This window comes from Qipengyuania citrea, from assembly GCF_024171405.1.
Lineage (GTDB): Bacteria > Pseudomonadota > Alphaproteobacteria > Sphingomonadales > Sphingomonadaceae > Qipengyuania > Qipengyuania profunda.
Map to the genome: position 1 here is coordinate 61385 of NZ_JALJZT010000002.1, position 26360 is coordinate 87744.

Annotated in this window: 23 protein-coding genes; 10 read left to right on the forward strand and 13 right to left on the reverse strand. The window is 65.0% G+C overall.

Annotated elements, in window-relative coordinates:
* The first annotated feature begins 70 nt into the window (after nucleotides 1-70).
* Entirely contained in the window at nucleotides 71-1474 is a 1404-nt protein-coding gene (locus tag J2S32_RS01175) for a DEAD/DEAH box helicase (RefSeq protein ID WP_253515275.1), read from the forward strand.
* A gap of 50 nt (nucleotides 1475-1524) precedes the next feature.
* Here J2S32_RS01175 and J2S32_RS01180 read toward each other — a convergent pair whose 3' ends face one another.
* A complete protein-coding gene (locus J2S32_RS01180; protein ID WP_253515276.1) occupies nucleotides 1525-3837 on the reverse strand; it encodes an ATP-dependent helicase in 2313 nt (770 codons plus the stop codon).
* A 126-nt stretch (nucleotides 3838-3963) separates the two neighbouring features.
* On the opposite strand from J2S32_RS01180, the gene J2S32_RS01185 reads away from it, so the two are divergent.
* The gene (locus J2S32_RS01185; protein WP_253515277.1) at nucleotides 3964-4542 is read left to right on the forward strand and encodes a hypothetical protein; all 579 of its coding nucleotides are present in this window, start codon (nucleotides 3964-3966) and stop codon (nucleotides 4540-4542) included.
* A 263-nt stretch (nucleotides 4543-4805) separates the two neighbouring features.
* Nucleotides 4806-5237 (forward strand): hypothetical protein, encoded by a 432-nt coding sequence (locus tag J2S32_RS01190; protein WP_253515279.1) that lies wholly within the window; start codon nucleotides 4806-4808, stop codon nucleotides 5235-5237.
* A 12-nt stretch (nucleotides 5238-5249) separates the two neighbouring features.
* Here the strand turns inward: J2S32_RS01190 and rsmD are convergent, their stop codons facing one another.
* Genes rsmD through J2S32_RS01205 form a run of 3 tightly spaced genes read right to left on the reverse strand, consistent with a single transcriptional unit; the run spans nucleotide 5250 to nucleotide 7777 of the window.
* Complete coding sequence (gene rsmD / locus J2S32_RS01195; protein WP_253515281.1) at nucleotides 5250-5795, reverse strand: 16S rRNA (guanine(966)-N(2))-methyltransferase RsmD; 546 nt, start codon at nucleotides 5793-5795, stop codon at nucleotides 5250-5252.
* Nucleotides 5792-6559: a pseudouridine synthase gene (locus J2S32_RS01200; RefSeq protein ID WP_253515283.1), complete on the reverse strand. Its 768-nt coding sequence runs from the start codon at nucleotides 6557-6559 to the stop codon at nucleotides 5792-5794. The genes rsmD and J2S32_RS01200 overlap by 4 nt, the downstream gene beginning before the upstream one ends.
* Before the next feature lie 54 nt (nucleotides 6560-6613).
* Nucleotides 6614-7777, reverse strand: a complete 1164-nt coding sequence (locus tag J2S32_RS01205; protein ID WP_253515284.1) for an aromatic ring-hydroxylating oxygenase subunit alpha — start codon at nucleotides 7775-7777, stop codon at nucleotides 6614-6616.
* A 71-nt stretch (nucleotides 7778-7848) separates the two neighbouring features.
* Here J2S32_RS01205 and J2S32_RS01210 point away from each other — a divergent pair, with 71 nt between their 5' ends.
* Nucleotides 7849-9576 (forward strand): AmpG family muropeptide MFS transporter, encoded by a 1728-nt coding sequence (locus J2S32_RS01210; RefSeq protein WP_253515285.1) that lies wholly within the window; start codon nucleotides 7849-7851, stop codon nucleotides 9574-9576.
* Nucleotides 9577-9583: 7 nt separating this feature from the next.
* Here the strand turns inward: J2S32_RS01210 and J2S32_RS01215 are convergent, their stop codons facing one another.
* The 8 genes from J2S32_RS01215 to purB form a co-directional block, all read right to left on the reverse strand.
* Entirely contained in the window at nucleotides 9584-10876 is a 1293-nt protein-coding gene (locus tag J2S32_RS01215) for a bifunctional folylpolyglutamate synthase/dihydrofolate synthase (RefSeq protein ID WP_253515286.1), read from the reverse strand.
* 8 nt (nucleotides 10877-10884) lie between these two features.
* The gene (accD, locus tag J2S32_RS01220) at nucleotides 10885-11733 is read right to left on the reverse strand and encodes an acetyl-CoA carboxylase, carboxyltransferase subunit beta (RefSeq protein WP_253515287.1); all 849 of its coding nucleotides are present in this window, start codon (nucleotides 11731-11733) and stop codon (nucleotides 10885-10887) included.
* 151 nt (nucleotides 11734-11884) lie between these two features.
* Nucleotides 11885-12673 (reverse strand): tryptophan synthase subunit alpha, encoded by a 789-nt coding sequence (gene trpA / locus J2S32_RS01225; protein ID WP_437181913.1) that lies wholly within the window; start codon nucleotides 12671-12673, stop codon nucleotides 11885-11887.
* A 414-nt stretch (nucleotides 12674-13087) separates the two neighbouring features.
* Entirely contained in the window at nucleotides 13088-14305 is a 1218-nt protein-coding gene (gene trpB, locus J2S32_RS01230; RefSeq protein WP_253515289.1) for a tryptophan synthase subunit beta, read from the reverse strand.
* A gap of 96 nt (nucleotides 14306-14401) precedes the next feature.
* On the reverse strand, nucleotides 14402-15034 hold the full coding sequence (locus tag J2S32_RS01235; protein WP_253515290.1) for a phosphoribosylanthranilate isomerase: 633 nt from the start codon (nucleotides 15032-15034) through the stop codon (nucleotides 14402-14404).
* An 8-nt stretch (nucleotides 15035-15042) separates the two neighbouring features.
* Nucleotides 15043-15717: an orotidine-5'-phosphate decarboxylase gene (pyrF, locus tag J2S32_RS01240; protein WP_253515292.1), complete on the reverse strand. Its 675-nt coding sequence runs from the start codon at nucleotides 15715-15717 to the stop codon at nucleotides 15043-15045.
* Nucleotides 15714-16079 carry a LapA family protein gene (locus J2S32_RS01245; protein ID WP_253515293.1) on the reverse strand — a complete coding sequence of 122 codons (366 nt, stop codon included), beginning with the start codon at nucleotides 16077-16079 and terminating at the stop codon, nucleotides 15714-15716. The genes pyrF and J2S32_RS01245 overlap by 4 nt, the downstream gene beginning before the upstream one ends.
* Nucleotides 16080-16137: 58 nt before the next feature.
* Entirely contained in the window at nucleotides 16138-17448 is a 1311-nt protein-coding gene (gene purB, locus J2S32_RS01250; protein WP_253515294.1) for an adenylosuccinate lyase, read from the reverse strand.
* Between the two features lie 227 nt (nucleotides 17449-17675).
* On the opposite strand from purB, the gene J2S32_RS01255 reads away from it, so the two are divergent.
* Nucleotides 17676-20426: a DUF3857 domain-containing protein gene (locus J2S32_RS01255; RefSeq protein ID WP_253515295.1), complete on the forward strand. Its 2751-nt coding sequence runs from the start codon at nucleotides 17676-17678 to the stop codon at nucleotides 20424-20426.
* On the opposite strand, the gene radC is transcribed toward J2S32_RS01255, so the two are convergent.
* The gene (gene radC / locus J2S32_RS01260; protein WP_253522847.1) at nucleotides 20427-21137 is read right to left on the reverse strand and encodes a RadC family protein; all 711 of its coding nucleotides are present in this window, start codon (nucleotides 21135-21137) and stop codon (nucleotides 20427-20429) included.
* Between the two features lie 60 nt (nucleotides 21138-21197).
* Here radC and J2S32_RS01265 point away from each other — a divergent pair, with 60 nt between their 5' ends.
* The 5 genes from J2S32_RS01265 to J2S32_RS01285 all read left to right on the forward strand — a co-directional run bounded on the left by J2S32_RS01265 (nucleotide 21198) and on the right by J2S32_RS01285 (nucleotide 26329).
* Entirely contained in the window at nucleotides 21198-24422 is a 3225-nt protein-coding gene (locus J2S32_RS01265) for an intermembrane phospholipid transport protein YdbH family protein (RefSeq protein WP_253515296.1), read from the forward strand.
* Between the two features lie 5 nt (nucleotides 24423-24427).
* A complete protein-coding gene (locus J2S32_RS01270) occupies nucleotides 24428-24622 on the forward strand; it encodes a YnbE family lipoprotein (protein ID WP_253515297.1) in 195 nt (64 codons plus the stop codon).
* A 20-nt stretch (nucleotides 24623-24642) separates the two neighbouring features.
* Complete coding sequence (locus tag J2S32_RS01275; protein WP_253515298.1) at nucleotides 24643-25023, forward strand: YdbL family protein; 381 nt, start codon at nucleotides 24643-24645, stop codon at nucleotides 25021-25023.
* A 142-nt stretch (nucleotides 25024-25165) separates the two neighbouring features.
* Nucleotides 25166-25486, forward strand: coding sequence for an AtpZ/AtpI family protein (locus tag J2S32_RS01280; RefSeq protein ID WP_253515299.1), 321 nt, complete (start codon nucleotides 25166-25168; stop codon nucleotides 25484-25486).
* A 54-nt stretch (nucleotides 25487-25540) separates the two neighbouring features.
* Entirely contained in the window at nucleotides 25541-26329 is a 789-nt protein-coding gene (locus tag J2S32_RS01285) for a F0F1 ATP synthase subunit A (protein WP_320180020.1), read from the forward strand.
* The last annotated feature ends 31 nt before the right edge of the window (nucleotides 26330-26360 follow it).

Consider the following 26360-nt stretch of genomic DNA (forward strand, 5'->3'; position numbering starts at 1 on the left):
GCGCGGCCAGCCGATGTTGCGGACGCGCAGCTTGTTGTCGGCCTATGTTCCAGGGACAATTTCGAACCGCATGACTTTTGCCGATCTCGGCCTTTCCGAAGACTTGCTCAGGGCAGTAAGCGAAGCTGGCTATACCGAGCCGACCGACATCCAGCGCGAGGCGATCCCGCCGGTGCTGATGATGAAGGATATTATCGGCATCGCCCAAACGGGCACCGGCAAGACCGCGAGCTTCGTGCTGCCGATGATCGACATCATGGCGAGCGGCCGTCGCCGCGCGCTGATGCCGCGTAGCCTCATCCTTGCCCCGACGCGCGAACTCGCTGCGCAGGTGGCGGAGAATTTCGAGAAATACGGCAAGAACCACGATCTCAAGCTCGCGCTGCTGATCGGCGGCGTGCAGATGGGCGACCAGGTCAAGGCGCTGAACGATGGCGTTGACGTGCTGATCGCTACGCCGGGCCGCCTGATGGACCTGTTCGAGCGCGGCAAGATCCTCCTCAATGGCTGCGAACTGCTGGTCATCGACGAAGCCGATCGCATGCTCGACATGGGCTTCATCCCCGATATCGAGTTCATCTGTTCGAAGCTGCCCGACGCACGCCAGACCATGCTGTTCTCGGCAACGATGCCGCCGCCGATCGAAAAGCTGGCCAAGAAGTTCCTCAACAATCCCAAGCGGATCGAAGTCAGCCGTGCAGCGACCACGAACAAGGACATCACCGCGTTCAAGGTACCCGTAAAGGCGCGCCAGAAGCGCGACACGCTGCGCTGGTTGCTTGAAAACGACCATGTCGAAACCGCGATCATCTTCGCCAATCGCAAGACCACTGTGCGCGAGCTCAACAAGAGCCTGCAGAGCTATGGTTTCGCTTCGAGCGAGATCCACGGCGATATGGATCAGTCGAACCGGCTCAAGGAACTCGACCGGTTCAAGGCCGGCGAGGTGAACATTCTCGTCGCATCGGACGTTGCTGCGCGCGGGCTCGACATCAAGGGTGTCAGCCACGTCTTCAATTTCGATACGCCGTGGCATCCGGACGATTACGTCCACCGCATCGGACGCACGGGCCGGGCCGGGGCCAAGGGCCGCGCCTTCACCCTCGTCGCCGAGGAAGATGCCGAAGCGATCGCCAATGTCGAGAAGCTGACCGGTGCGCAAGTTCCGGTGTTCGGCAAGAGCGACGTCCGGGTCGAACTGGTCGAGAAAGGCGCCAAGCCCGCCGATAAGGCGGTTGCAGCCGAGAAGGCCCCGGCACCCGAGAAAGCTTCGGCACCCGAGGACGAGGCAAAGCCGAAGCCCAAGCGCAGCCGCAAGCCGCGCGACGAGGACGATGCTCCGCGCGAAAAACCTGCGCGCAAGGCGAAGCCCAAGGGCGAACCGCGCAAACGCCGTGACGAGGACAGCGAGCCTGCCGCGTCGGGTGAGTGGAACGGGCCGCGGCCCGGCTTCCTCGACGTTTCCGCTATCTGACCAGCGGTTTCACCGCAGTCGAACCCTGCGACCCTGCCTGTCAGGCAGTCCTAGTCGTCAGCCAGTGTGACGAAGCTGTCGAGCACGCGCTTCTCGCCCGCCTTTTCGAATTCGATCGTCAGCTTGTTGCCTTCCTGGTCGGTCACGCAGCCATAGCCGAACTTGTCGTGGAACACGCGCGCTCCGATCGAAATGTCGCTGCGCGGTTGCGCGGCAAAGCTCGCCGCGCTGCGGCCGGGTTCGGCCAGGCGCTTGGGCGTCGCGTCATAGCCCGAGGATAGCGCTCGCTGCCACCCGGGGCCGCGGGCACCCGAACGATCGGGCCGGTTGGTCGAAACATGCGCGAAGGGATCGTCGGTCTCGCTCCAGTTCGCCCGCCATAGCGATGCGCCGCCGGTCATGGTGGTCTCGCTGGTGAGATATTCCTCGGGCAGATCCTCGATGAAGCGGCTGGGGATCGAGCTGGTCCATTGGCCGTAAATGCGCCGGTTGGCGGCATGCAGGATGGTGCAGCGGCGCTTGGCCCGGGTGATCGCGACGTATGCGAGGCGGCGCTCTTCCTCGAGACTGGCGAGGCCGCCCTCGTCGATCGCGCGCTGGCTGGGAAAGACGCCTTCTTCCCAGCCGGGCAGGAAGACATGGTCGAATTCGAGCCCCTTGGCCGCGTGCATGGTCATGATAGTGACCTTCTCGCCATCCCCGGCGCGGTCGTTGTCCATCACCAGCCCGACATGCTCGAGGAAATCGCCGAGCGTGTCGTAGTCCTCCATCGCGCGGGCGAGTTCGGTGAGGTTTTCCAGCCGCCCGGCGCTTTCGGCGCTGCGATCTTTCTGCAGCATGTCTTCATAGCCGCTTTCGGCGAGCACGCGGCGGAGCAGTTCGGACGGCGTGACCTTGTCCACCTGCTCGCGCCAATGGACGAACTGGCCGAGCAGGGCGACGAGGTTGTTCTTCGCACGCGCGGGCAATTCGTCGGTGTCGCACAGGTCGAGGCTGGCGGCGGTCAGCGGCATTTGTGTACGCCGTGCGTGGCGGCGCATGGCTTCCAGCGTCTTCGCGCCAAGCCCGCGCTTGGGCTGGTTGTAGATCCGCTCGAAAGCGAGGTCATCGGCGGGCTGGGCGATGGTGCGCAGATAGGCCAGCGCATCGCGGATTTCGGCGCGTTCGTAGAAACGGAAGCCCCCAACAATGCGGTAATTCAGGCCGATCTGGATGAACCGGTCTTCGAATTCGCGCGTCTGGTACTGCGCGCGTACGAGGATCGCGATCTGGTCGAGCGGGGCACCTTCGCGTTCCAGCCGCTCGATCTCCTCGCCCACGCGGCGAGCTTCCTCGGGACCGTCCCATACGCCGATGACGCGGATATTCTCGCCTGCCGGAAGCTCGGTCCACAGCGTCTTGCCCAGCCGTTCGCTATTGGCGTTGATCAATCCCGATGCCGCCCCGAGGATCTGCGGGGTGGAGCGATAATTCTGCTCCAGCTTGACCACCGCAGCGCCGGGAAAATCCTTTTCGAACTTGAGGATATTGGCGACTTCTGCGCCGCGCCATGAATAGATCGACTGGTCGTCGTCGCCCACCACGCAGATGTTCTTGCGGGCCTGGGCAAGCAGGCGCAGCCACAGATACTGGACCTGGTTGGTGTCCTGATATTCGTCGACGAGGATATATTTGAAGCGCTGTTGATACTGCGCCAGCACGTCGTGATGCTCGCGAAAGATGTTGAGCATATGGAGCAGCAGATCGCCGAAGTCGCAGGCGTTGAGCGCTTTCAGGCGGTCCTGGTAGAGCTTGTAGAACTGCGCGCCGCGGCCATTGGCGTAGCTTTCGTTCTCCACCGCATCGAGATCGCCGGGATTGAGCCCGCGGTTCTTCCAGCGGTCGAGCAGGCCGGCGAGCTGGCGCGCAGGCCAGCGCTTCTCGTCGAGATCGTTTTCCTGGATCAGCTGCTTGAGCAGCCGCAGCTGGTCGTCGGGATCGATGATTGTATAATTGCTCTTGAGCCCGACCAGTTCGGCATGGCGGCGCAGCATGCGTGCGCCGATCGAGTGGAACGTGCCCAGCCACGGCATTCCTTCGACCGCATCGCCGATATGCCGGCCCACGCGCTCGCGCATTTCGCGTGCGGCCTTGTTGGTGAAGGTGACGCAGAGGATCTCGCTGGGCCATGCGCGGCGCGTTGCGATGAGATGTGCCAGCCGTGCGGTGAGCGCCGCGGTCTTGCCGGTCCCCGCTCCGGCCAGCATCAGCACAGGCCCTTCGGTGGTCAGAACGGCCTCGCGCTGGGGCGCGTTCAACCGCGCTGCATAGGCGGGAAGCTGCGCATTCTCGGGCGCGTCGGACGGGGTGGGGAGATCGGTCATGAGGGTTCGGAACAGCTAGGGAACGCAGGGTCGCAAGACAAGCCCCGCGCGCAGGCATCCACCGGAACCGATAACCCTTTCGCTGCGTAAATTGGACGATGACAACGACGAATGGAGCAATCTCCGATGCGTAATCTTATCCTTGCCGGCGCCGCTGCGCTGGCCTTCACAGCCGCCCCGGCGCTGGCAGATCACCATATGGATGGCGAGGCCTATGCATGGTCGGCAGATCAGGAAGCCATGTACGATGCCTGGCCTGCCGACCGGCAAAGCGCCTATGATCGCTGGCCCGGCGATGTGCAGCAATATTACTGGACCCTCACCCCCGCGCAGACCGAGGGCTGGTGGGTGCTCACCGATGCCCAGCGTGTGAGCATCTACGAAATGACGCCCGAAGCGCGCGCACAGGCCTGGGCACAGGTGGCCGGGCAGATCGGTCCCGACGCCACGCCGGTGGCCCCTAGCGCAAGCGCCTCGGCCTCGACCGCCCCGCGGTTCGTGAGCAAGGAAGTCAGTCAGTCCACCCCGGCCGGATACACCTCCGCCTCGGGAGAAAATCTGCCCGTGTGCGACAGCATGCAGCAGGACGGCTGCATCAACAGCTGGGCCAAGAACAAGACGGGCAATCGCCCGCTTGAATACTGGCCGGGTCAGCCTGCGAGCGAGATTCCGGGCAAGCTGCCGGCCAAGAAGCCGGGTTCGTAAACGCACTCAAAGTCCGCGCAGCGACCGAAATTTATGCGCGCAATGTTTGGAAGGGGCGGGACTGCCGAGGCGATCCCGCCCCTTTTCGCGTGCGTGCTCGCAGGTTGCCGCATTTTGGGCACATTTGGCGACCGGACGTGTCGGGGACGGGTCTGGCGCCGGGGCGGTCCAGCGAAAGCGGCGTTGGTTCGGTATCCGGCGAGCGCATCTTCCGATGTGCCGCTGGACGGGCCTCGTCACGCCCCCACGTGAAAGGACTTATGATGCGTAAGACAATCTATTTTATCGCTGGCGGCGCGCTCGCCTCGCTGTCGATCCCCGCGATTGCCCAAGACATGTCGGCCGACGCGATAGCTGATGAAGCGGTGACTGCGGAGGCGGACCTTGATCTCTCCGCGGAGCAACAGGCATCCTACGATTCCTGGCCGGCCGAGCTGCAGGGACAGTTCGACGCCTGGCCCGCCGAAGTGCAGACCTACTACTGGTCGCTCACTCCCGAACGCAGGGAACTGTTCTGGCGCATCTCCGACGCCAACAAGCTGACCCTGAGCGTGTTGCCTGCCGAGCAGCAGGCGCAAGCCTGGATGCAGATCGAGGCCCAAGCCGCGACCCAGGTGGCACCGAGCGCAGGTGAACCGATGGCGGAGCCCGATCCGGCGACCGATATGGACTCCGACGCCACCGATCCGATGTAGTCGTGTCGTGAACTATCCGGCGAGGCGAAGCAGCGAAATCTTCGCCTTGCCGGTCTTTCGCTCGGCAACCAGTTCGAGCGTGCGCATGGCGCTGGCTTCCTTCGCGCCAGTTTCCAGCGCAATCCATGTCGCGGATCCGATCCAGCCAAGCCGGGTGAGACGCTCGAGCGCGACATAGCCGGCTCCCGTTTCGTAGGGCGGATCGAGCAGGATCAAGTCGTGCGGCGCCTTGGCGGTGCCCAGGCTCATGACCGAGGCTTGCTGCACCACACAGCGCGACCGTGCATCGAAGGTCTCGATATTGGTGCGGATGGCTTTCACCGCCTGGGCGTCCTGTTCGACGAACAGGCAGGATGCAGCGCCGCGTGACAGCGCTTCGAGTCCCAATGCGCCAGAACCGGCGAACAGGTCGAGCACCGCCAGGCCTTCGAAACTGCCCATGCGGCTGGCGAGCATGTTGAACAGCGTCTCGCGCGTCCGGTCGGCGGTCGGGCGGGTGAGTTCTCCCGGCGGCGCTACCAGCTTACGTCCGCGCCATTCGCCCGCGATGATCCTCAAAGCTGGCCCCCGCGCTTGAGCTGCTTGCGGAACCGTTCGACATCGGCCTGGCGAATTTCGACCGCCTGGCCGCGCGGCAGATCGGCGAGTTCGAACGGGCCATAGGCGGTGCGCAGCAAGCGGTTCACCTTGAGGCCGAGATGTTCGAGCACGCGCCGCACTTCGCGGTTCTTGCCTTCGGTCAGCGTCAACTGGATCCAGCGGTTCTTGCCCGATCCGCGCTCGAGATCGGCTTCGATCCGGCCATAACGCAGGCCGTCGACCTCGACGCCTTCGATCAGATCGTCGAGCTGCGCCTGCGTCACATCGCCGAAGGCCCGCGCACGATAGGTCCGCGGGATCGCAGAGGAGGGCAGTTCCATCGCCCGCTTCAACTCGCCATCATTGGTCAGCAGCAGCAGGCCTTCGGTGGTGAAGTCGAGCCGGCCAACCGGCATGACGCGGCCCGTTTCGCGGGGCAGGGCATTGCGCAAGGCGGTGTAGATCGTCGGGCGGCCGGCAGGATCGCGCTCGGCGGTGATCAGGCCGGACGGTTTGTGGAAGGCGAACAGCCGCGCTGCTTCGGCCTGTCCGACCGGCTTGCCATCGACGGTAACGCCGTTGAGATTCGCCAGCTTGACCGCGGGGGTGTCGAGCACCTTGCCCGCGATTGCGATGCGTCCGTCGGCGATCATCCGTTCGATCTCGCGGCGACTGGCGATGCCCGCACGGGCGAGCAGTTTGGCGATCCGGTCGCCTTCTTCGGGTAGTCGATTGTCGGCCATGGCCGCGCCAATACACACAAGTGCAATGCAGCGGAAGCGCTAGCTGTGTGGCGGCTAGGTCGCGGCGCGCAGGGCGTCCTCGACGGTCTCGTGATAACGCCGGATGCCGCCTTCCATCGTACCCAGCGTCAGCTGGGGTACGGCGCCCGTGGCAAGACCCTGCTGGCCCAGTTCCGCAGCGCGGAAATCCTCGCCCGCGAAGACCCCGCCATCGAGCAGCGCCCAGCTGCGTTCCCAGTGATCGCGCGCCTTGTCGGTCGAGGGGTGTTCGGGGATCAGCATGAAATCCTCGACCAGCGTGCGATCATGCGCCTGCGGCATCATCACCATGACATTGATATAGTCGGGGCTGGGGATGATCAGCGCGCCGGGCAGCAACTGGTAGGCATAGGTCACCACGCGGCGCAGCGCGGCCATATCCTCGAGATCGACATCGGCCATTTCCTCCAGCCGCCCGACCGCGCTGCGCGCATGCGGGCCGATCATGTCGCCGCTGGTCGCGCCGTCCTTGAAGAAGGGCCCGATGGTCTTCGCGTGCAGACGGGTGACATGATAGCTTTCGAGGAAGGCATCCATGATGAGCTTCCAGTTCCCCGCGACCTCATGCGTCTTGCGGCGGAACAGCACCTGTTCGCCCATGCCCAGCGCGTCGAAGTCCTTGCCGATGGTTTCGGCCACGCCGAAGTCGGCGGTCTCTTCCTGCGGGCAGAACCAGATCAGCCCGCCGGTCTCCCTGCTTGGCAATTCGACCAGGCCGTATTCGCCCTTGTCGAGACCGGGAAAGGTGTCGGGCCGGGGGAGGGCAAGCAGCCGCCCGTCCACCGCATAGGTCCAGGCATGATAGGGGCAGACGAGCTTCTTGGTGCATTGCACCTCGCTGCCCTCGACCAGCCGCGTGCCGCGGTGGCGGCAGACGTTGAGGAAGACATGCGCTTGGCCCGTGGCATCGCGCGTGATCAGCAGCGGGCGTCCGGTGGCATCATGCGGCACTGCCATGCCCGGATCGGGTAGCAGCGCGGAGGGGCACAGGATCTGCGGCAGGCGGTCATATATCGCGGCCTTTTCGCGGGCCCAGTAATCGGGATCGATATAGACGCTTGCAGGGACCGTGGTCGCCTCCGACGCATCGCGCTTGCACCCCGCCGCGATGTCCTTCGCCAGCGCCAGCATCCCTTCGGTCGGACGGCGCTGCGAATGTTTGGTGTCGACATCGTTCATGACGCCTGTTCCTCGCTCTCTCTCGTCGCTAGTGTCGCAAAAAATACGTCGAATTGGAAGGACGCTAGGGAATGGCCGCGGTCGCCGAAGAAACTAAGAAAATCTCCGCCTGGCGCGTGCTGGGCATGGCGCTGGGCAATCGCAAGACCGGTTTCATGCTGCTGTTCGGCTTCGCCAGCGGGCTTCCTTTCGCCCTGTTCCTCGGCACGTTGTTCGCCTGGCTGACCGAGGCCGAGGTCGATCTCGAAACGATGGGCATCTTCTCGCTGATCGGGCTGGCCTATGCGTTCCAGTTCCTGTGGTCGCCGCTGATCGACAAGGTCGACATCCCGCTGCTGCGCCGGCTCGGCAAGCGCAAGCAGTGGATCGTCCCGATGCAATTGCTGCTCGGGGCAATCCTGGTCACCATGAGCCTGCTCGAACCGCGCACGCAGCTGGGCATGTTTTCGCTGCTGGCGGGGATCGGCGCCTTCGCCAGTGCGACGCAGGACATCGCGATCAATGCGTGGCGTATCGATGTGGCGGACGAGGTGGCGACGATCGACATCCTCTCCACCGTCTACCAGATGGGCTTCCGGCTCTCATCGCTGGTCGGCGGCGCGCTCGGCCTGATCATCGCCGCGCGGATCGGCTGGCCCGAAACCTATATGATGATGGGCGGGATCCTGCTGGCAGTGGGCGCCGTCGGCCTGTTTGCCCCCAATGCCGAGGGTGCGGCCGAACTCACGGAGAACGACGAACAGGTCCGCGCGCTGCGCATGGCGGGCGAGCTGGCCCCGGCCATCCGCAACCGGGCTTTGGCAGCGGTCGGTCTGCTGTGGGCTGCGGCAATCGGCGCGGTGCTGGCCTTCATGATCATGTCGATGACCTATGCGCCCGAGGATCGGCCCAATCCGACCCAGTTCATCGTCGTCTGGGGTCCCTGGATCATCGTTGCGACGATCATCCTCCCCTCGCTCATCGCGGGGTGGCTATCGGGGCAGAAGAAAACCGGCAAGCACCTGCTGACTCACGATGCGCCGCCCGTCAGCGGAGGGTCCTATGTGCTCGATCACCTCTACCGCGCGCTGGTGCTGCCGCTGGTGGAACTGGTCGGGCGAATGGGTTGGTCGCTGGTGCTGATCTTTGCAGTCGTGCTCACCTATCGCATCTGCGATGCGATCTGGGGGACGTTTGCCTATCCCTTCTATCTGGGCGAGCTCGAATACACGAATGACGATGTGGCGTTTGCGTCCAAGTTCTTCGGCATCGGGGCGATCATCGCGGGGCTCGCGCTGGGCGGACTGCTGCTCACCACGATCGGGCGCATGGCGACGTTGCTGATAGGCGGGATCCTCGCGGCGCTGACGAACCTGCTCTATGCCGACATGGCGATCGGCGGACACACCATGCAGGCGTTCAGCGATGCGGTCGGCTTCACCTATCTCATCGAACAGGTTCCGGGCATCGGCGATGCCGCGCTTGCCAAGCTGACGATCACCATCGGCTTCGAAAACCTCGCCATCGGGATTGCGGGTGCAGCCTATGTCGCGTGGCTGTCCTCGATCGTGTCGAAGAAGTTCAGCGCGGTGCAATATGCGCTGCTGTCCTCGCTTACCCTGCTGGTCGGCACTTTGGGCCGCGGGGCATTGGGAGAGATGATCGAGAACCAGGGCTATTACGACGTCTTCGTCCTGACCACCTGGATCGGGCTTGGCGCGGCGGTGCTGGTGTGCGTCGAATGGTACCGCGAAAGCCGGTGGAAGGCTTCGGCCGGGATCGTCGCGCCCGAAGCGGGCGAAGCCGTACCCGCCAAATGAGGCGGCGCTAGTCGGGCAGTTCGGCGTTGAGCCGGAGGACCTCGCCCGCGAGATAGAGCGAACCCGCGATCAGCACGGGCAGGCCGTCTGCAGGCAAGTCGGCAAGCGCGGTCGTGATGTCCGGCTTGCTCACTGCCCGTGCCCCGAAAGCCGCCGCTGGATGCCACTCATGACCGGGGACGGGCACAACCGAAATGCTGGCCAGGCCGGGGGCCAGCGGTCCGGTCAGCGCCGCGGGGTCCTTGGCGTCGAGCATGCCGATGATGAGGTGTAGCCGTCGTCCCGCGAAATGCTCGCCCAGCATCCTGCCCGCGCCGGGATTGTGCCCGCCGTCGAGCCAGACTTCGCGCGCTCCGGCCAGGGGGCCATCCGCCAGCCGCTGGAGGCGCGCGGGCCAGCGCGCCTGCGCCAAGCCCTGCGCAATGGCAGCGGGCGAGACGGGAAGCCTGTCCTGATGGCGGAGCAGGGCCACTGCCAGCGCCGCATTCTGCGCCTGGTGCAGGCCCGGCAGCGCGGGGAGCGGCAGGGCGAGTTCGCCGCGCTCGTCGCGGTAGCGAAGCGCTTCGGCGATCTCGGTATCCCATTCCTCGCCCTGAATCGCCAGCGGCGCTGCCACGCGCGCAGCGGCGGCCATAACCTCGCCGCGTGCGTCGCCGGGATAGGACAGGCACACCAGCGGCGTGCCCGACTTGGCAATTCCCGTTTTCTCGAAGGCAATGCGCGCCAGTGGCTCTGTCGGTGCACCGGCCTCGGGCACCAGCAGGAAGCGCTCGTGGTCGATCCCCAGCGCGGCAATTCCGCAGGCGGCAAGCACTTCCGGCCCTAGCACATTGGTGGCATCGAACCGCCCGCCAAGCCCCACCTCGACCACGCAGGCATCGGCGGGCACCCGCGCGAATTCGGTGAAGGCGGCGGCGATGGTCACTTCGAAGAAGCTGGGATTGAGGTCTTCGCCGCTGTCGAGGACCTCGCACAGCAGCTCGGCCAGCCGTGCGTCCTCGATCAGCTTCCCGGCCAGCCGGATACGTTCGTTATAGCGCACCAGATGCGGGCTGGTGGTGACATGGACGCGGTATCCTTGCGCCTCCAGCATTGCGCGCAGGAAGGCACAGGTCGAGCCCTTGCCATTGGTCCCGGCGACGTGGAACACCGGGGGTAGCCGCAGCTGCGGATTGCCAAGCCGGTCGAGCAGCGCGCGGATCGTCTCGAGACCCAGCCGGCCGTCGGGCACGGACAGGCGGCCCAGCCGGTCAAGCTGGCGCTGCACTGCGGGGCTGTCGGAGCGGGCGAAATCCCGCATGCTGCGCGTCAGGCTGCCTCGGCGGGCGCCAGATAATCGAGCAGCGTCGCCAGCGTATCGGTCAGATCGTGGCGATGCACCACCATGTCGACCATGCCGTGCTTGTGCAGATATTCGGCGCGCTGGAACCCATCCGGGAGCTGTTCGCGGATGGTGTCCTGGATCACGCGCTGGCCGGCGAAACCGATCAGCGCGCCCGGTTCGGCGATATGCACGTCGCCCAGCATGGCATAGCTGGCAGTGACGCCGCCCGTGGTCGGGTCGGTCAGCACGACGATATAGGGCAGCTTGGCTTCCTTCAGCCGCCGCGTCATCACGGTCGCCTTGGGCATCTGCATCAGGCTGAGAATGCCTTCCTGCATCCGCGCGCCGCCGGCAGCGGTAACGACGATATAGGGGCAGTGCCGCGACAGCGCGCGCTCTGCGCCCTGACAGAAGGCGGTGCCCACCGCCATGCCCATCGATCCGCCCATGAATCCGAAGTCCTGCACGCCGACCACTGCCGGCTTGCCCTCGATCGCGCCCGATCCGACGAGGAATGCGTCCTTGTGCGGGCTCTTGGCGCGCGCCTTCTTGAGGCGGTCGGTATATTTCGCCGTATCGCGGAACTTGAGCGGGTCTTCCTTCACATCGGGGATGGGAAGGACGTCGTAGCCTTCGTCGAGCAGCTGGCGCAGCCGCTCGTCGGCGCCGATGCGGCCGTGTTGGTCGCAGCGCGGGCAGACGTAGGAATTCTCCTCATATTCCTGCGCGAACACCATCTGCTGGCAGCTGGGGCACTTGACCCACAGGTCCTTCTCGGTGCTGCGCTTGGACAGCGAGGTGATCGAATTGCGGACGCGCGTGAACCAGTTCATGCGTTGGGCCTATAGTCGGGTTGTCACAAAGCTCAAATAGTCAGCGAGCGGGCGGTAGACCGTCACCCCCGCGCAGGCGGGGATCCAGCTGAGCGATCGTCGGGCACACCGCATGCGTTATCTGGGCCCCTGCCTGCGCAGGGGCGACGGGTTAGCGGGCGGCGTGAACGGCTTCTGCCAGCGACGCGGTAAGTTCGCGCAGCTTGGCCGGCGCGTCGGTGCCATGCTCGGCCACCAGTTCGACCAGCGCCGAACCCACGACCACGCCATCGGCCACCCGCGCAATCTCGCGGGCCTGTTCGGGCGTGCGCACACCGAAGCCGACCGCGACGGGAATATCGGTCGCCGCCTTGATGCGCGACACATTCGCCTCGATCGATTCAATCGCCGCTTGCTGCATCCCGGTGATCCCCGCGACCGCGACGTAGTAGAGGAAGCCTTCGCTTCCTTCGACAACCGCGGGCAGGCGCTTGTCGTCGGTGGTGGGGGTGGCGAGCCGGATGGGGGCGATTCCCGCATCACGCAGTTGGGGGCCGAGCGCGTCGTCTTCCTCGGGCGGGATGTCGACGCAGATCACGCCGTCGACGCCCGCATTCTTCGCGGCTTGCGCGAACCATTCGGGTCCGCGGCGGATCATCGGGTTGGCATAGCCCATCAGCACCAGCGGCACCTCGGGATGGCGTGCGCGGAACTCGGTCGCGATGCGCAGTACACCGGCGGTCGTCGTGCCCTTGCCGAGCGAGCGGATATTGGCCTGCTGGATCGCGGGGCCGTCGGCCATCGGATCGGTAAAAGGCATGCCCAGCTCGATCACATCCGCGCCGCTTTCAACCAGCGCGTCGAGATTGGCCGCCGTGTCGCCGTCGCCTGCGGTCAGGAAGCAAACGAGCGCGGGGTGCGGCTTGGCGAAGGCTGCGGAAAGGCGATTCAGGGTGTTCATGGGGTCAGGTTCGTTCATCTAACTCGGCCGAAGTCTGAGACATGGACCGGGTGCTGCACTGTCCAAGGGCAGAAAAGCTTGCTGGCATGGATGGGCCTTTTTTCAGTGTGATCACGGATAAGGCAGAATGGTGGGCCATGCGGCGACAATTGCATGTTCTGCGTGGTGTAGGACAGGTCAGGTTTGGTGACAGTGATCGATAGGCCGGTCACGATTAGGCATTCTTTCTCGATGAGACCCGCAGCCAAATCAACGTGGTGAGCATGAAGCTACCAAGCATTGCCAACCGGATGGTGCTGACGTTGTCCCACGCGTCAAATATAAAGAGGGACGATGTGCCTAGGACTCCAATGACCACAAGTGGCAAAAGCAGGCCATAGCGACTGAGCCAAAAACGCTTGATCAAATTGACGATCAAATCTCCACTCCCAGCCGCTCTGCAACCGTGAAGATGTCCTTATCCCCGCGTCCGCACAGATTGGCGAGAATGACGCTGTCTTTCGGCATCTCCTTCGCGCGCTTGGCCACCGCCGCGATCGCGTGGCTGGGTTCGAGCGCGGGGATGATGCCCTCGGTGCGGCAGAGGAGTTGGAAGGCCTCCAATGCTTCCTCGTCGGTAATCGCGGTGTATTCGACGCGCTCCATATCCTTGAGCCAGGCGTGTTCGGGGCCGATGCCGGGATAGTCCAGCCCGGCGCTGATCGAGTGGCCTTTGGTGATCTGGCCGTCCTCGTCCTGCAGCAAATAGGTCTTGTTGCCGTGGAGCACGCCGGGGAAACCGCCGAGCAGGCTGGCTGCGTGTTCGTCGCCGTCGAGGCCGTGGCCTGCCGCCTCCACGCCGAGCATCTTCACGTCCGGATCGTCGAGGAAGGGGTGGAACAGGCCCAGCGCGTTCGAGCCGCCGCCGATCGCCGCGACCAGCAGGTCGGGCAGGCGGCCGATACGGTCCTGCATCTGCTGGCGCGCTTCCTTGCCGATCACGCTCTGGAAGTCGCGGACAAGCTCGGGGTAGGGATGCGGCCCCGCGGCGGTGCCGATGATGTAGAACGTGTCGTGGACATTGGCGACCCAGTCGCGCAGCCCCTCGTTCATCGCGTCCTTGAGCGTGCCGCGCCCGCTGGTCACGGGCACCACTTCGGCGCCGAGCAGCTTCATGCGGAAGACGTTGGGCGACTGCCGCCGGACATCTTCCGCGCCCATGTAGACCACGCAGGGCAGGCCGAAGCGCGCGCAGACGGTGGCGGTGGCGACGCCGTGCTGGCCCGCGCCGGTTTCGGCGATGATGCGCGTCTTGCCCATGCGGATCGCGAGCAGGATCTGCCCGATGCAATTGTTGATCTTGTGCGCGCCGGTATGGTTCAATTCGTCGCGCTTGAACCAGATCTGCGCACCCCCGACCGCCTCGGTCAGCCGCTCGGCGAAATAGAGCGGGCTGGGGCGGCCGACATAATGTTCGAGCAAATTGTCGAATTCACGCTGGAATTCGGGATCGGCCTGCGCCGCGCGATATTCACGCTCGAGATCGAGCACCAGCGGCATCAGCGTTTCGGCGACATAGCGCCCGCCGTAATCGCCGAAATGCCCGCGCTCGTCGGGCTGGGTGCGGTAGGAGTTGGGATTGATTTCGGTCATCGCTTTCCCCTTGCCGTTGCCAAGAGGCGAAGTCGAGACAGCTTTGCTATTTTGCAGAGCATCAGGACTGCGGACCGCAGGTATTCAGGCGGTGCGTCAGGCGCTCCGCACGGCGCGGCAGAAGTCGGCGATACGCTGCGGATCCTTGACGCCGGGCGCACTTTCCACCCCGCTCGAGGTATCGACCAGCGGTGCTTGGGTCGCGCGGATCGCCTCGGCGACGTTGTCTGCCGTGAGGCCGCCGGCCAGCGCCCAGTCGATCTTGTGGTCGTGCCCGGCAAGCAGCGACCAATCGAAGGCCGTGCCATTGCCACCCGGCAGCTTCTTGGCGGGGGCATCGAACAGCAGGCGATCGACCATGCCGATATATTTCTCGCTGCGGGTCAGCGTGCCCGCGTCTTTCAGCCCGACTGCCTTCCACACTTCATAGGACAGGCTCCGGCGTATGCCGCCGATCCACTTGGGCGTCTCGCTCCCGTGGAATTGGATGATGTCGGGCTGGATCGCGTTGAGCGCGCGCCCGGTCAGCTCGGGATCGGCATTGACCAGCAGCAACACCGCCTTGGCTTTGCCGCGAACCCGATCACGCAGTTCCCGGGCCTGGTCGAGCGCGACATGCCGCGGAGAGGGTTCGTAATGCACGAGCCCGATATGCGTCGCGCCCGCTTCGATCGCGGCGTCCACGGTTTCGGGCGTCGAGAGCCCGCAAATCTTGATCTGAACCGACATGGAGTGTCCTAGAGCGTCGCTTCGATATCGCGCGCGGCCTGCGCGGGATCTTCGGCGCGGCTGATCGGGCGGCCGATCACCAGCACGCTGGCGCCATCGTCGCGCGCCTGGCGCGGAGTGACGACGCGTTTCTGGTCGCCCACGGCGCTGCCTGCCGGGCGCAGGCCGGGAACGACGAAGAAGCCATCCTTCCACTGGTCGTGGACCGCCTTCATTTCCTGACCCGAGCAAACAATGCCGTCGAGACCCGCTTCGTGCGACAATTCGGCGAGGCGCTTCACATGATCGTGCGCGCTGCCCCTGATGCCGGTGCGCTCAAGGTCGCGATCGTCCATGCTGGTGAGCATGGTGACGCCCACGACCCTGGTATTCTCTCCCGCCGCGGCCTTGGCATCCTCGAGCATCGCGCGCCCGCCGCTGGCATGCACCGTGACGATGCTCGGTTCGAGCACGTGGATCGCCTGCATCGCGCCGGCAACGGTGTTGGGAATGTCGTAGAGCTTGAGGTCGAGGAAGATCGGCAGGCCAAGCTGGCCGATCATGTGCACCCCGTGCGCGCCATGTGCGCAGAAGAATTCGAGCCCCAGCTTGATCCCGCCGACATGGCCCTTGACCTTCTTGGCCAGATCGAGGCCGTCGCGCAGGTGCGGAACGTCGAGTGCAAGATAGATAGGGTTGGTCATGCGGGTTTCGACGGCTCGGGGTCGACCGGATTGACCGGTTCGGGCGGCAGGTCGCTGGCGGGTGTCTCGGCGGTGGGCGTTTGCGTCGGCGCGGGCGCGGGTGCCGCAGCCGGAGTTGCCAGGCGGGTGGTCGCAGCCTCCAGCGCATTGATGCGCCGCTGCGCACGCCATTTGCTGGCGCGGTGAACCAGCCACATCGGCACCAGGCCGAGCAGGAAGGAAATGATCACCAGCGCGGGCAGCTTGGTCTCGAGCACGAGGTTCGACCAGATCTGCACTTCGACCGGCTTCCAGTTGAAAAAGCTGAAGGCCAGCAGCGAGAACAGCAGCAGGACCCAACCGATGGTGCGCACGATTTGCATGAAGTGAAGCCCCTCTTGTGTCTTGTCGGGCGATGCTAGGCCGGGACCCGTCCCGCGTCTAGCCGAAGACCCGCGCGAAGATCGTGTCGACATGCTTGAAGTGGTATTCGAGGTCGAATTTCTCCTCGAGCTGCTGGGCGCCGAGCGCGGCGGTGACATCCTCGTCGCGCTTGAGCAGGTCGAGCAGCGTCAGCCGGCCATCCGATTCCCACACCTTCATCGCATTGCGCTGGACGAGGCGATAGGCATCCTCGCGGCTGACCCCGTTCTGCGTCAGCGCCAGCAGCACGCGCTGCGAATGGATCAACCCGCCCATGCGGTCCATGTTCGCTTGCATGCGCTCGGGATAGACCAGCAGCTTGTCGACCACGCCGGTCAGCCGCGCGAGCGCGAAATCGAGCGTGATGCAGGCATCGGGGCCGATGAAGCGTTCGACCGAGGAATGCGAGATATCGCGCTCGTGCCACAGCGCCACGTTTTCCAGCGCGGGCAGGGCATAGGCGCGGATCATGCGCGCCTGGCCGGTGAGGTTCTCGGTCAGGATCGGGTTGCGCTTGTGCGGCATCGCGCTCGACCCCTTCTGGCCGGGCGAGAAATATTCTTCCGCCTCGAGCACTTCGGTGCGCTGGAGATGGCGAACCTCGACCGCCAGCCGCTCGATCGAACCGGCGATAACCGCGAGCGTCGAAAAGAACATCGCGTGCCGGTCGCGCGGGATGACCTGCGTCGAGACCGGCTCCACGGTCAGGCCGAGCTTGTCGGCTACATGCTCTTCCACCTGCGGGTCGATATTGGCGAAAGTGCCGACAGCACCCGAAATGGCGCAGGTCGCAATTTCCGCGCGCGCCGCGAGCAGGCGGGTCTTGCAGCGGTCGAATTCGGCATAGGCCTGCGCCAGCTTGAGCCCGAAGGTCACCGGTTCGGCATGGATGCCGTGGCTGCGCCCGATGGTGGGCGTGTATTTGTGTTCCTCGGCGCGGCGCTTGATCGCCTCGAGCAGGCCGTCGAGATCGGCCAGCAGGATATCGGCAGAGCGGGCCAGTTGGACCGCCAGCGTCGTGTCGAGCACGTCGCTGCTGGTCATGCCCTGGTGCATGAAGCGCGCTTCGTCGCCGACATTCTCGGCCACCCAGGTAAGGAAGGCGATGACATCGTGCTTGGTGACCGCTTCGATCGCGTCGATCGCCTCGACGTCGATCTTGGGATCGGTTGCCCACCAGTCCCACAGCGCCTTGGCCGCGCTCGGCGGGACCACGCCCAATTCGCCCAGCTTTTCGGTCGCATGCGCCTCGATTTCGAACCAGATGCGATACTTCGCCTCGGCCTCCCACAAAGCGGTCATTTCGGGACGGGCGTAGCGGGGGACCATGGTGAGCTCCGGATGCGATAGGGGCTGAAACGTGGCGCTGCCGCTAGGCGGAGCGCAACCGAATAGCAAGGTTCGCGCGAGCCGGTCCGCACTGTGGTGCGCGCGGCACGCGCGGCGCGAAACAACAGCTTTCGGGCGGCGAAATATTGGCAGGCCGCCGCTTATCGCATAGATGCGCGGGAATTAGGGGGAGTTCCAAAGACTTGTCGTACCGTTCGCTTGTTGCCGTGCCGCTGTTTGTCCTCGCCGCTCCCGTGTTGGCGGGTGAGGAAGTCCGTTATGTCGAACCGCCCGCCTGGGTCGAACCGCTGTATGACGGCGGCCTTGCGGAATCGCGCGACAACATTCCCCTTTACGACCGGCAGGTCCGCCTCGAGGACGGGACCGTCACGCGCTACACCGATATCGCCTATTGGCTCGACACCACGCAGACGTTGCAGCAGGCGGGAACGATCCAGCTGGCCTGGCTGCCTGACAAGGGCGACCTGGCGGTGCACCGGCTCGAAATCCTGCGCGATGGCGCGGTCATCGATCTTCTTGCCGGGGGGCTGCGGCCCGAAATCCTGCGCCGCGAACGCGAACTCGAGCGGCGCTCGGTCGATGGCGTGCTGACCGCCGCTTTCGCCATTCCGGGGCTGAAGATCGGCGATGTGCTGCGGGTAACATCGTCGAGCACCCTGCGCGACCAGGCGCTGGCGGGCGAAATGCAGTTTGCCGAAGGAATTGTTGCCGAGCCGACCAAGATCGGGCTGGGACGCCTGCGGCTGTCATGGCCCGAATCGGCGCCGATACAGTGGAAGACGCTGGGCGATGTGGCTGCGCCCGAGAGCTGGAACGAGAGCGGGTATACCGTGCTCGATTTCAGCCTGCCGGTGGCCGAGCCCGACCCCATGCCCGAGGATGCGCCGGGCCGGTTTACGGTGGGGCCGCAAATCCAGGTCGGCAGCTTTACCGACTGGGCCCACGTCTCGCAGTCGATGAGCCGCTATTTCACGACCGAGGGTACCATTGCGCCCGCCGGCGCGATCGCCAGCGAGGTGGCGCGGATCGAACACGCCACCGACGTGCCGCTCGAACGCGCGGCGATGGCATTGCGGATGGTGCAGGACGAGGTCAGCTACCTGCTCAACGGCATGGACGGCGGCAATTACCTGCCCCAGGCGCCCGAATTGACCTGGGCGAACCGCTATGGCGACTGCAAGGCCAAGAGCCTGCTGCTGCTGGCCATGCTGCGCGCGATGGGGATCGAGGCCGAAGCGGTACTGGTCGATAGCGACAATGGCGATGCGGTGGCGATTTCGCAGCCGATCCCGGGCGCCTTCGACCACATGATCGTGCGCGCGCATATCGCCGGCACGGACTATTGGCTCGACGGGACCAATGCCGGGTCGCGGCTGGCGACGATCGACGAAGTGCCCGACTTCGGCTGGGCCCTGCCGATCCGCAGCGAAGGCGCCGACCTGATCCCGGTCACGCAGCGCTGGCCCCAAGCGCCCGACCGGCTGCTGAAAGTGACCTATGACATGTCGGCAGGGGTCGACATGCCTGTGCTGTATACCGCCGACATCGAATTTCGCGGCTCGATGGGTGCGCGTTGGCGCACGGAGGCTGCGCTGGACGATCAGATGATCGTGGTCGGGGCGGCGACCAAGTATCTCGAAGACGTCATCGGGGGCGTCGTTTACGACGCGCGCATTACCTATGACGACGAGGCCGGGGTTGCCCGGCTGGTCGCCGAGGGCATGGCCTTCGACCAGTTCGAATTCGATCGCGGCGTCGCCAGCCATTATGTGACCGGGGCGACCACCAATTGGAGCTTCCAGCCAGATCGTGCGCGCTCGGCATGGCGCGAGATCCCCTATCGCACCGGTGGCCCGCTGACGATGGCGGAACAGTGGACCTACCAGCTGCCCGAAAACAGCGACGCTGTTCAGCTGAGCGGTATCGACACACTCGACGAGCTCGCAGCGGGGACACGCTTCACCCGCGCCGCCGAACTGGGCGAGGAGACGTTCGAATTCCGGGATTCCACATCCTATGTTCCCACCGAGATTCCGGCGGCCGAACTCGGCGATGCGCGCCGTGCCATTCGCCGGATCGCCAGCGGGGACCCGGTGCTGCGCATCGAGGGCCCCGCGCGGCTGTGGGAGCTTGACGACAAGACCATCGCCCGGCGGCTCCAGCCGCATATCGACGGCGCGTCGAAACTGATCGAGCTCAAGTCCGATATGGCGGCCTTCCACGCCTTTCGCGGGACCCTGTTGACCCTGGCGCGCGACTACGAGGATGCGATCGCCGATTTGGATCGCGCGATCGATCTGGAAGGCAGCGCAGAGCTGTATCTGCTGCGCGGAGAGGCCTACAACGCCATGGGCGAATACGATTTGGCGCTGGCGGATGCGCAGACCGCTTTCGATTTGCAGGGCGATTTCGAATATGCCTCGAACCTCGCGCTGCGACTGTCGCTGGCGGGCCGCGCGGACGAGGCGCTCGACTTGCTCGACCGGCTGGGCCTGTCGGGGGACGAGGGCGTTGACGTCGACACCGCGTGGGCCGAAATGTCCGGCCATGCGGACCGCGCCGCCGAGGCGTGGGACCGGCTCCAGGTCGCTCTCGACCGGCAGCCCGACGACGTATCACTGCTCAATTCGCAGTGTTGGACCGCGGGTATCTGGAGCTACCAGCTCGAACTGGCCGAGGAGGTCTGCGACCGGGCAGTTGCGGTCTCGGGCAATGCGCCCGGCGTGCTCGATAGCCGCGCGCTTGCCTATTACCGTCTTGGCCGCAAGGACGAGGCGATGGCGGATCTGGAGGCGGCACTGGCGCAGGAGCCAGGGCAGGCGGCGAGCCTGTTCCTGCGCGGCCTGATCCGGCTGGAGAACGGTGACAAGAGCGGACGCGAGGATCTGATTTACGCCCGCCGTATCGAACCCGGCATCGATCGCCAGTATAAGGGCTACGGCCTGGTCCCGCGCTGATCAGATCAGGCCCTTCGCGCGCAGCGAGACATTGCCCTCGCGGCCGATGATCACATGGTCGTGCACAGTCACGCCGAGCAGGCGGCCGGCCTCGGCAATCCGCGCGGTGATTGCGATATCGGCACGGCTGGGCTCGGGATTGCCGCTGGGGTGGTTGTGCACCAGGATCAACGCGGTCGCGCCGATATCGAACGCCTTGCGGATTACTTCGCGCGGGTGGATCGCCGCCTCGTCGATCGACCCCTCGCCAAGCAGGTGGTCGAGGATCAGCCGGTTTTGCGCATTCAGGTAAAGCACGCGGACGCGCTCGTGAGCGAGATGCGCCATGTCGATCGCGAGATAATCGAGCAGCGCCTGCCAGCTCGCCAGCACCGGCTTGTCCTGTACTGCGCCGCGCGCCATCCGCCGCGCGGCCAGACTGCAGGCGTAGAGCGCCGCGGCGCTGGCTTCGCCCATGCCCTTGACCCGTTGCAGCGCCAGCGGATCGGCGGCGAGTACGCCCGAGAACGACCCGAAATGGGCAATCAGCGCCTTGGCCAGCGGCTTGGTATCGCCCTGGCGGATCGCGGCGAACAGCAGGAATTCGAGCAGTTCATAATCGGCAAGCGCTTCGGCACCGCCCGACAGCAGGCGTTCGCGCAGACGCTGTCGGTGCCCGGCACCGGCATGCGTCGCCGATTTATTCGTATCCGCCGGCAACCATTCCCCCATGCGCCGCGTTTGACGCACTTGCATTGCCTTTAGCAGGCAATACGCGCAAGTGTGGGATCGATGGAGCGGGCCGCGAGCGACGATGACATGACGGCCGCCGATTCCGTGCGGCGGGCAGGCTGGCGCCGCAAGCGCTGGGCGATTGCGCTTGGCTTCCTTGCGTTGTTGCTGGGCGCCGCGCTGGCGGTCTGGATGTCGCGCGAGCAGATTGTCGACGACATCATCCGTGACCAGCTCGATGCGAACAATATCCCCGCCAGTTACACGATCGACCGCGTCGGCGGCCAGACGCAGGTGCTGTCGCAGGTCGTGCTCGGCGACCCTGATGCGCCCGATTTTACCGCTGAACGGGTGATCGTAACGCTGCGGCACCGCTTCGGCGTGCCCGAGATCGGCGGGGTCACGCTGGTCGAACCACGTCTCTACGGGACCTATCGTGATGGCAAGTTCAGCCTGGGAAGCCTCGACCCGCTGGTGTTCGGGCCGAGCGAAAGCCCTGCCGGCCTGCCCAACCTCAATCTGACCATCCGCGACGGGCGCGGCTTGATCGAAACCGATTACGGGCCGGTCGGCCTCAAGATCGCGGGCGCCGGACTGGTCAGCCATGGCTGGGACGGGACGCTGGCAGCGCTTGCGCCCGGGCTTGCGCTGCCGGGGTGTGAAGCCGGCCGGACGAGCGCCTATGGCAAGCTCACCTCGACCTCTGGCGAACCGCAATTCTCCGGCCCGGTGCGTCTCGCCTCGCTGGCGTGCGAAGACCAGGCGCTCACGCTCGACGACTATGCGCTGGACCTCACGGTCGCGGCCGACACGCGATTGGCAAACCCCGCGATCGAGGCACGCCTCGAGGGCGGCGAAACGCGGTTTGCGGGCAATACCGCTTCCGCCATCATGGGCACGGTTCGCGCGCAAATGCGCGACCGGCTGACGACCGCGAAATATTCGCTCGCAGCACGCGGGGTCGATACCCCGCAGGTGCTTGCGGCGGTGCTGACCGCCGAAGGGCAGTTGCGTGCCAGCGACGGGGTCGAGCGGCTCCAGCTCGAAGGCAGCCTGGAAGGCAATGGGCTGCGGCTCGGGCGCGGATTGGTGGCGACGGTGGAATCGCTCGCGCGGACGGGCGAGGGGACGCTGGTCGCACCGCTGACCCGCAAGATGGCGAATGCCTTGCAGGCGGAGACCCGCGGCAGCGCGCTCGATGCCGATATCCGTTTGCGGTTCGATCCCGAGGGGTATTCGCTGCTCACCCCGCGCGCCGAATTGCGCGGCGGCAGCGGCGCGCGGCTGGTGTCGTTATCGCGCGTCGAAATCGCCGCACGTACCGGCGAAATGCCGCGCATCTTGGGCAATATCGCCACCGGCGGCGCGGACATGCCGCGGATCAGCGGGCGGATGGAGCGCAGCGATTCGGGCGGGTCGATCTTCCGCCTGGCGATGGAACGGTATGCTGCGGGCAGTTCGGTGCTTGCCGTGCCGCAGATCATGATCGCGCAGGGGCCGGGCGGGGCGCTCGGCTTTGCGGGCCGGGTGGAGGCCAGCGGCGCGCTGCCGGGCGGCTCGGCGACCAATCTGCAATTGCCGGTCGAGGGGCGGTACGGCGACGGACAGCTCGCTTTGTGGCGGTCGTGCACCGATGTCCGCTTCGATCGCCTCGAACTCGCCAACCTCGCCTTCGAGAAGCGCGGCCTGACGCTGTGCCCGCCGCGTGGGCGCGCGATTCTGAACAGCGGACCCGGCGGCCTGCGGATCGCCGCTGGAACATCGTCGCTCGATCTGGAGGGATATCTGGGCGAAACGCCGATCCGGCTCGCCTCCGGTCCGGTCGGTTTTGCTTATCCCGGTGTGATGACCGCCAAGGCAATCGATGTCGCGCTCGGCCCGGCGGACACCGCCAGCCGGTTCCGCGTGTCGGGGCTGGAGGCGCGCCTGGGCGACGATATTGCGGGGACGTTCAGCGATGCGGATATTGCGCTCGCGGCGGTGCCGATGAACCTGACGCAGGCCAGCGGCCAGTGGCGTTTCGCCGATGGCCAGCTGGCGATCGAGGAAGGCGAGTTCACGCTGGTCGACCGCGACGAACCCGCACGGTTCGAGCCGCTGGTCGCGCGCGGTGCGATGCTTGCGCTGATCGACAATGTCATCGCTGCGCAGGCCGATTTGCGCCATCCGGCGAGCGACCGGCTCGTCACCGCGGTCGATATTCGCCACGATCTGGCCAGTGGTGCGGGCTTTGCCGATCTTGCGGTGCCCGGCCTGCAGTTCGATGCCGGGCTGCAGCCGATGGAGCTGTCGAGCCTGACCAAGGGCGTGGTCGCCAATACCGAAGGAACCGTCACCGGACGCGGCCGGATCGACTGGGCGGCAGACGGGACCGTGACCAGCACCGGGCGCTTTACCACCGACGACCTCGATTTCGCCGCCGCCTTTGGCCCGGTGAAGGGCGCCAGCGGGACGATCGAGTTTACCGATTTGCTCAATTTGACGACTGCGCCCGGGCAGACGATTCGCGTCGCTTCGGTCAATCCCGGGGTCGAGGTGTTCGACGGCGAAGTCGGCTTTGCACTGCAAAACGGCGAATTGCTCGCGGTGTCGGGTGGCACCTGGCCGTTCATGGGCGGGCAGCTGATCCTGCGCGATGTCGATCTCAATCTCGGAGTCAGCGAGGAACGGCGCTACATCTTCGAGATCGTCGGTCTGGATGCCGGGACCTTCGTCACCGAGATGGAACTGGAGAACATCACCGCGACGGGGCTGTTCGACGGGACGGTACCGATCGTGTTCGACGAACGCGGCAATGGCCGGATCGATACCGGCGTCCTCATTTCGCGCCCGCCGGGCGGCACAGTCTCCTATGTTGGCGGACTGACCTATGAGGACCTCTCGCCGATCGCCAACTTTGCCTTCGATGCGCTGAAGAGCCTTGATTATTCGCAGATGCGGGTGATCATGGAAGGCCCGCTGACCGGCGAGATCGTGACCCGTGTCCGCTTCGACGGAATCCGGCAGGGGGAGGGCGCCAAGTCCAACTTCGTCACCAAGCGCCTCGCCTCGCTGCCGCTGCAGTTCCGCATCAACATCAAGGCCCAGTTCTACCAGCTGTTGAACAATCTCAAATCGCTGTACGATCCGGCATCGGTGCGCGATCCCCGTTCGCTGGGCTTGCTGTCCGACGATGGCACGCGATTGCTGCGCCGTTCGATCACCGGCGCCGAGGCCGAACCCATTATCGACCCGGACGACATCATTCCGGATGAAATCCCTATTCAGGAGCAGGAAAGCGAGTGAGGGCTATGAAATACCCCAAATTGACCGGGAGGATGGCGACCGCCATGCTGGCCACAGTCGCGCTGGGCGGATGCATTACCGTAAATGCGCCCGAAGAGCCGATCGTGATCGAGCTGAACGTCAACATCCGCCAGGAAGTGATCTACCGGCTCGCCGAGGATGCGGGCAATACGATCGAGGACAATGCGGATATCTTCTGATGGGTGACATTATGAACAAGATGACGAAACCGGTTCTGGTGGCTGCGGCCATGGCCACCGCGCTGGGCGGCTTCGCCGCACCGGCCTTCGCGCAGCGCGACCCCGCCTATGCCGCTGCCCGTTCCTCGGGCCAGGTCGGCGAGCGGATGGATGGCTATCTGGGTATCGTGGTCGGCGAAACGCCCGCGCTGCGCCGGATCGTCAACGACATCAACATCAAGCGCCGCGCGGTTTATTCCGAACGCGCCAAGGCGAACAATGCGACGATCGAGGAATATGCCCTGACTGCCGGGTGTCAGGCGATCCTCGCCACCGAACCGGGCGAGAAATACCAGGCGCCCGATGGCAGCTGGCAGACCCGCGGCACCGGCGCCCCGTTGCGCGATCCGCGTTGCCCGTAAGGAAAGCGGGTTTTTTGCGATACTTCGGGCGCCGCTAGCTCCGCTCCGTGTTGACTCGCCACGACCCCCCTTCTAAGGGGTCGGCGCCCTCGGCGGGCAAGTCCGTGCCCGTGCCGCGCAACCCCCTTAGAAGGAGCAAGGCATGAGCGACGACGAACCCGCACGGGAACCTATCGAGGAGGATGCGCGGATCGACGCGCTGGAGAAGCGGCTCTCGGCCGCCCAGCAGCGCGAAGAGCAGCGTAACCGTCCCACGGCTTCGGGTGCCGATGCGAATTATCGCAGCGGCAACCGGGTTCTGGCGGACCTTCTCGGCGGGCTTCTTGGCGGTGCGGTCATCGGTTATGCCATCGGCTATTTCACCGGTACCAATCCCTGGGGTCTGTTGATCGGCCTGTTCCTCGGAATAGTGGTCGCCTTCAGAAACATTTTCCGTGCGGCAAACAAGCGCCCCGACGAATGATCCCCGCGCGGGATTTCCGGGGCGTTCGTTACAGGTTCTAGGGACGAGACAGACGTGGCAGCCGAGCAGGCCAAAGTCGATCCGATGTACCAGTTCACCATCGAACCGCTTGGCGGTTCGGGCGGTTGGGAACTGGCCGGCTACAACATCGCCTTCACCAACAGCGCAATGTGGATGCTGATCACCACCGTGGTGCTCTTCCTCTTCGTGCTGGGCGGAATGAAGCGCGAGCTGGTGCCCGGGCGCTGGCAGATGACGGTGGAGACCTTCACCGGTTTCATCGACAACATGCTGGAAGCCAATATCGGCAAGGCGGGTCGCAAATACGTGCCCTATGTCTTCAGCCTGTTCATGTTCATCCTGTTCGCCAACCTCCTCGGCCTGCTGCCGCTGGGGATTTTCGGGCTGCACCCGTTTACCTTCACCAGCCACTTCACCGTCACCGGCGTGCTGGCGATCATCAGTTTCTCGATCGTGCTGCTGGTCGGCTTCTGGAAGCACGGTTTCCACTTCTTCAGCCTGTTCGTGCCGCAGGGCACGCCGCTGCCGATGATTCCGATCATCGCGCCGATCGAGTTCATCTCGTTCATGGTGCGTCCGTTCAGTCTCGGCCTGCGCCTGTTCGTCGCCATGATGGCCGGCCACGTGCTGCTCGAAGTGCTGTCGAGCTTCGTGATCGACGGCACCAATGCCGGCGCCACTTTCGGCCTGATGGTCGGCCTGCCCAGCTTTATCCTGATGATCGGCATCTGCGCTCTCGAGCTGCTGGTCGCCGGTATCCAGGCCTATGTTTTCGCACTTCTGACGTCGCTGTATATCAACGACGCCGAGAACCTTCACTAAGTCATCTATCAATCAGATTTTTCAAAGGAGT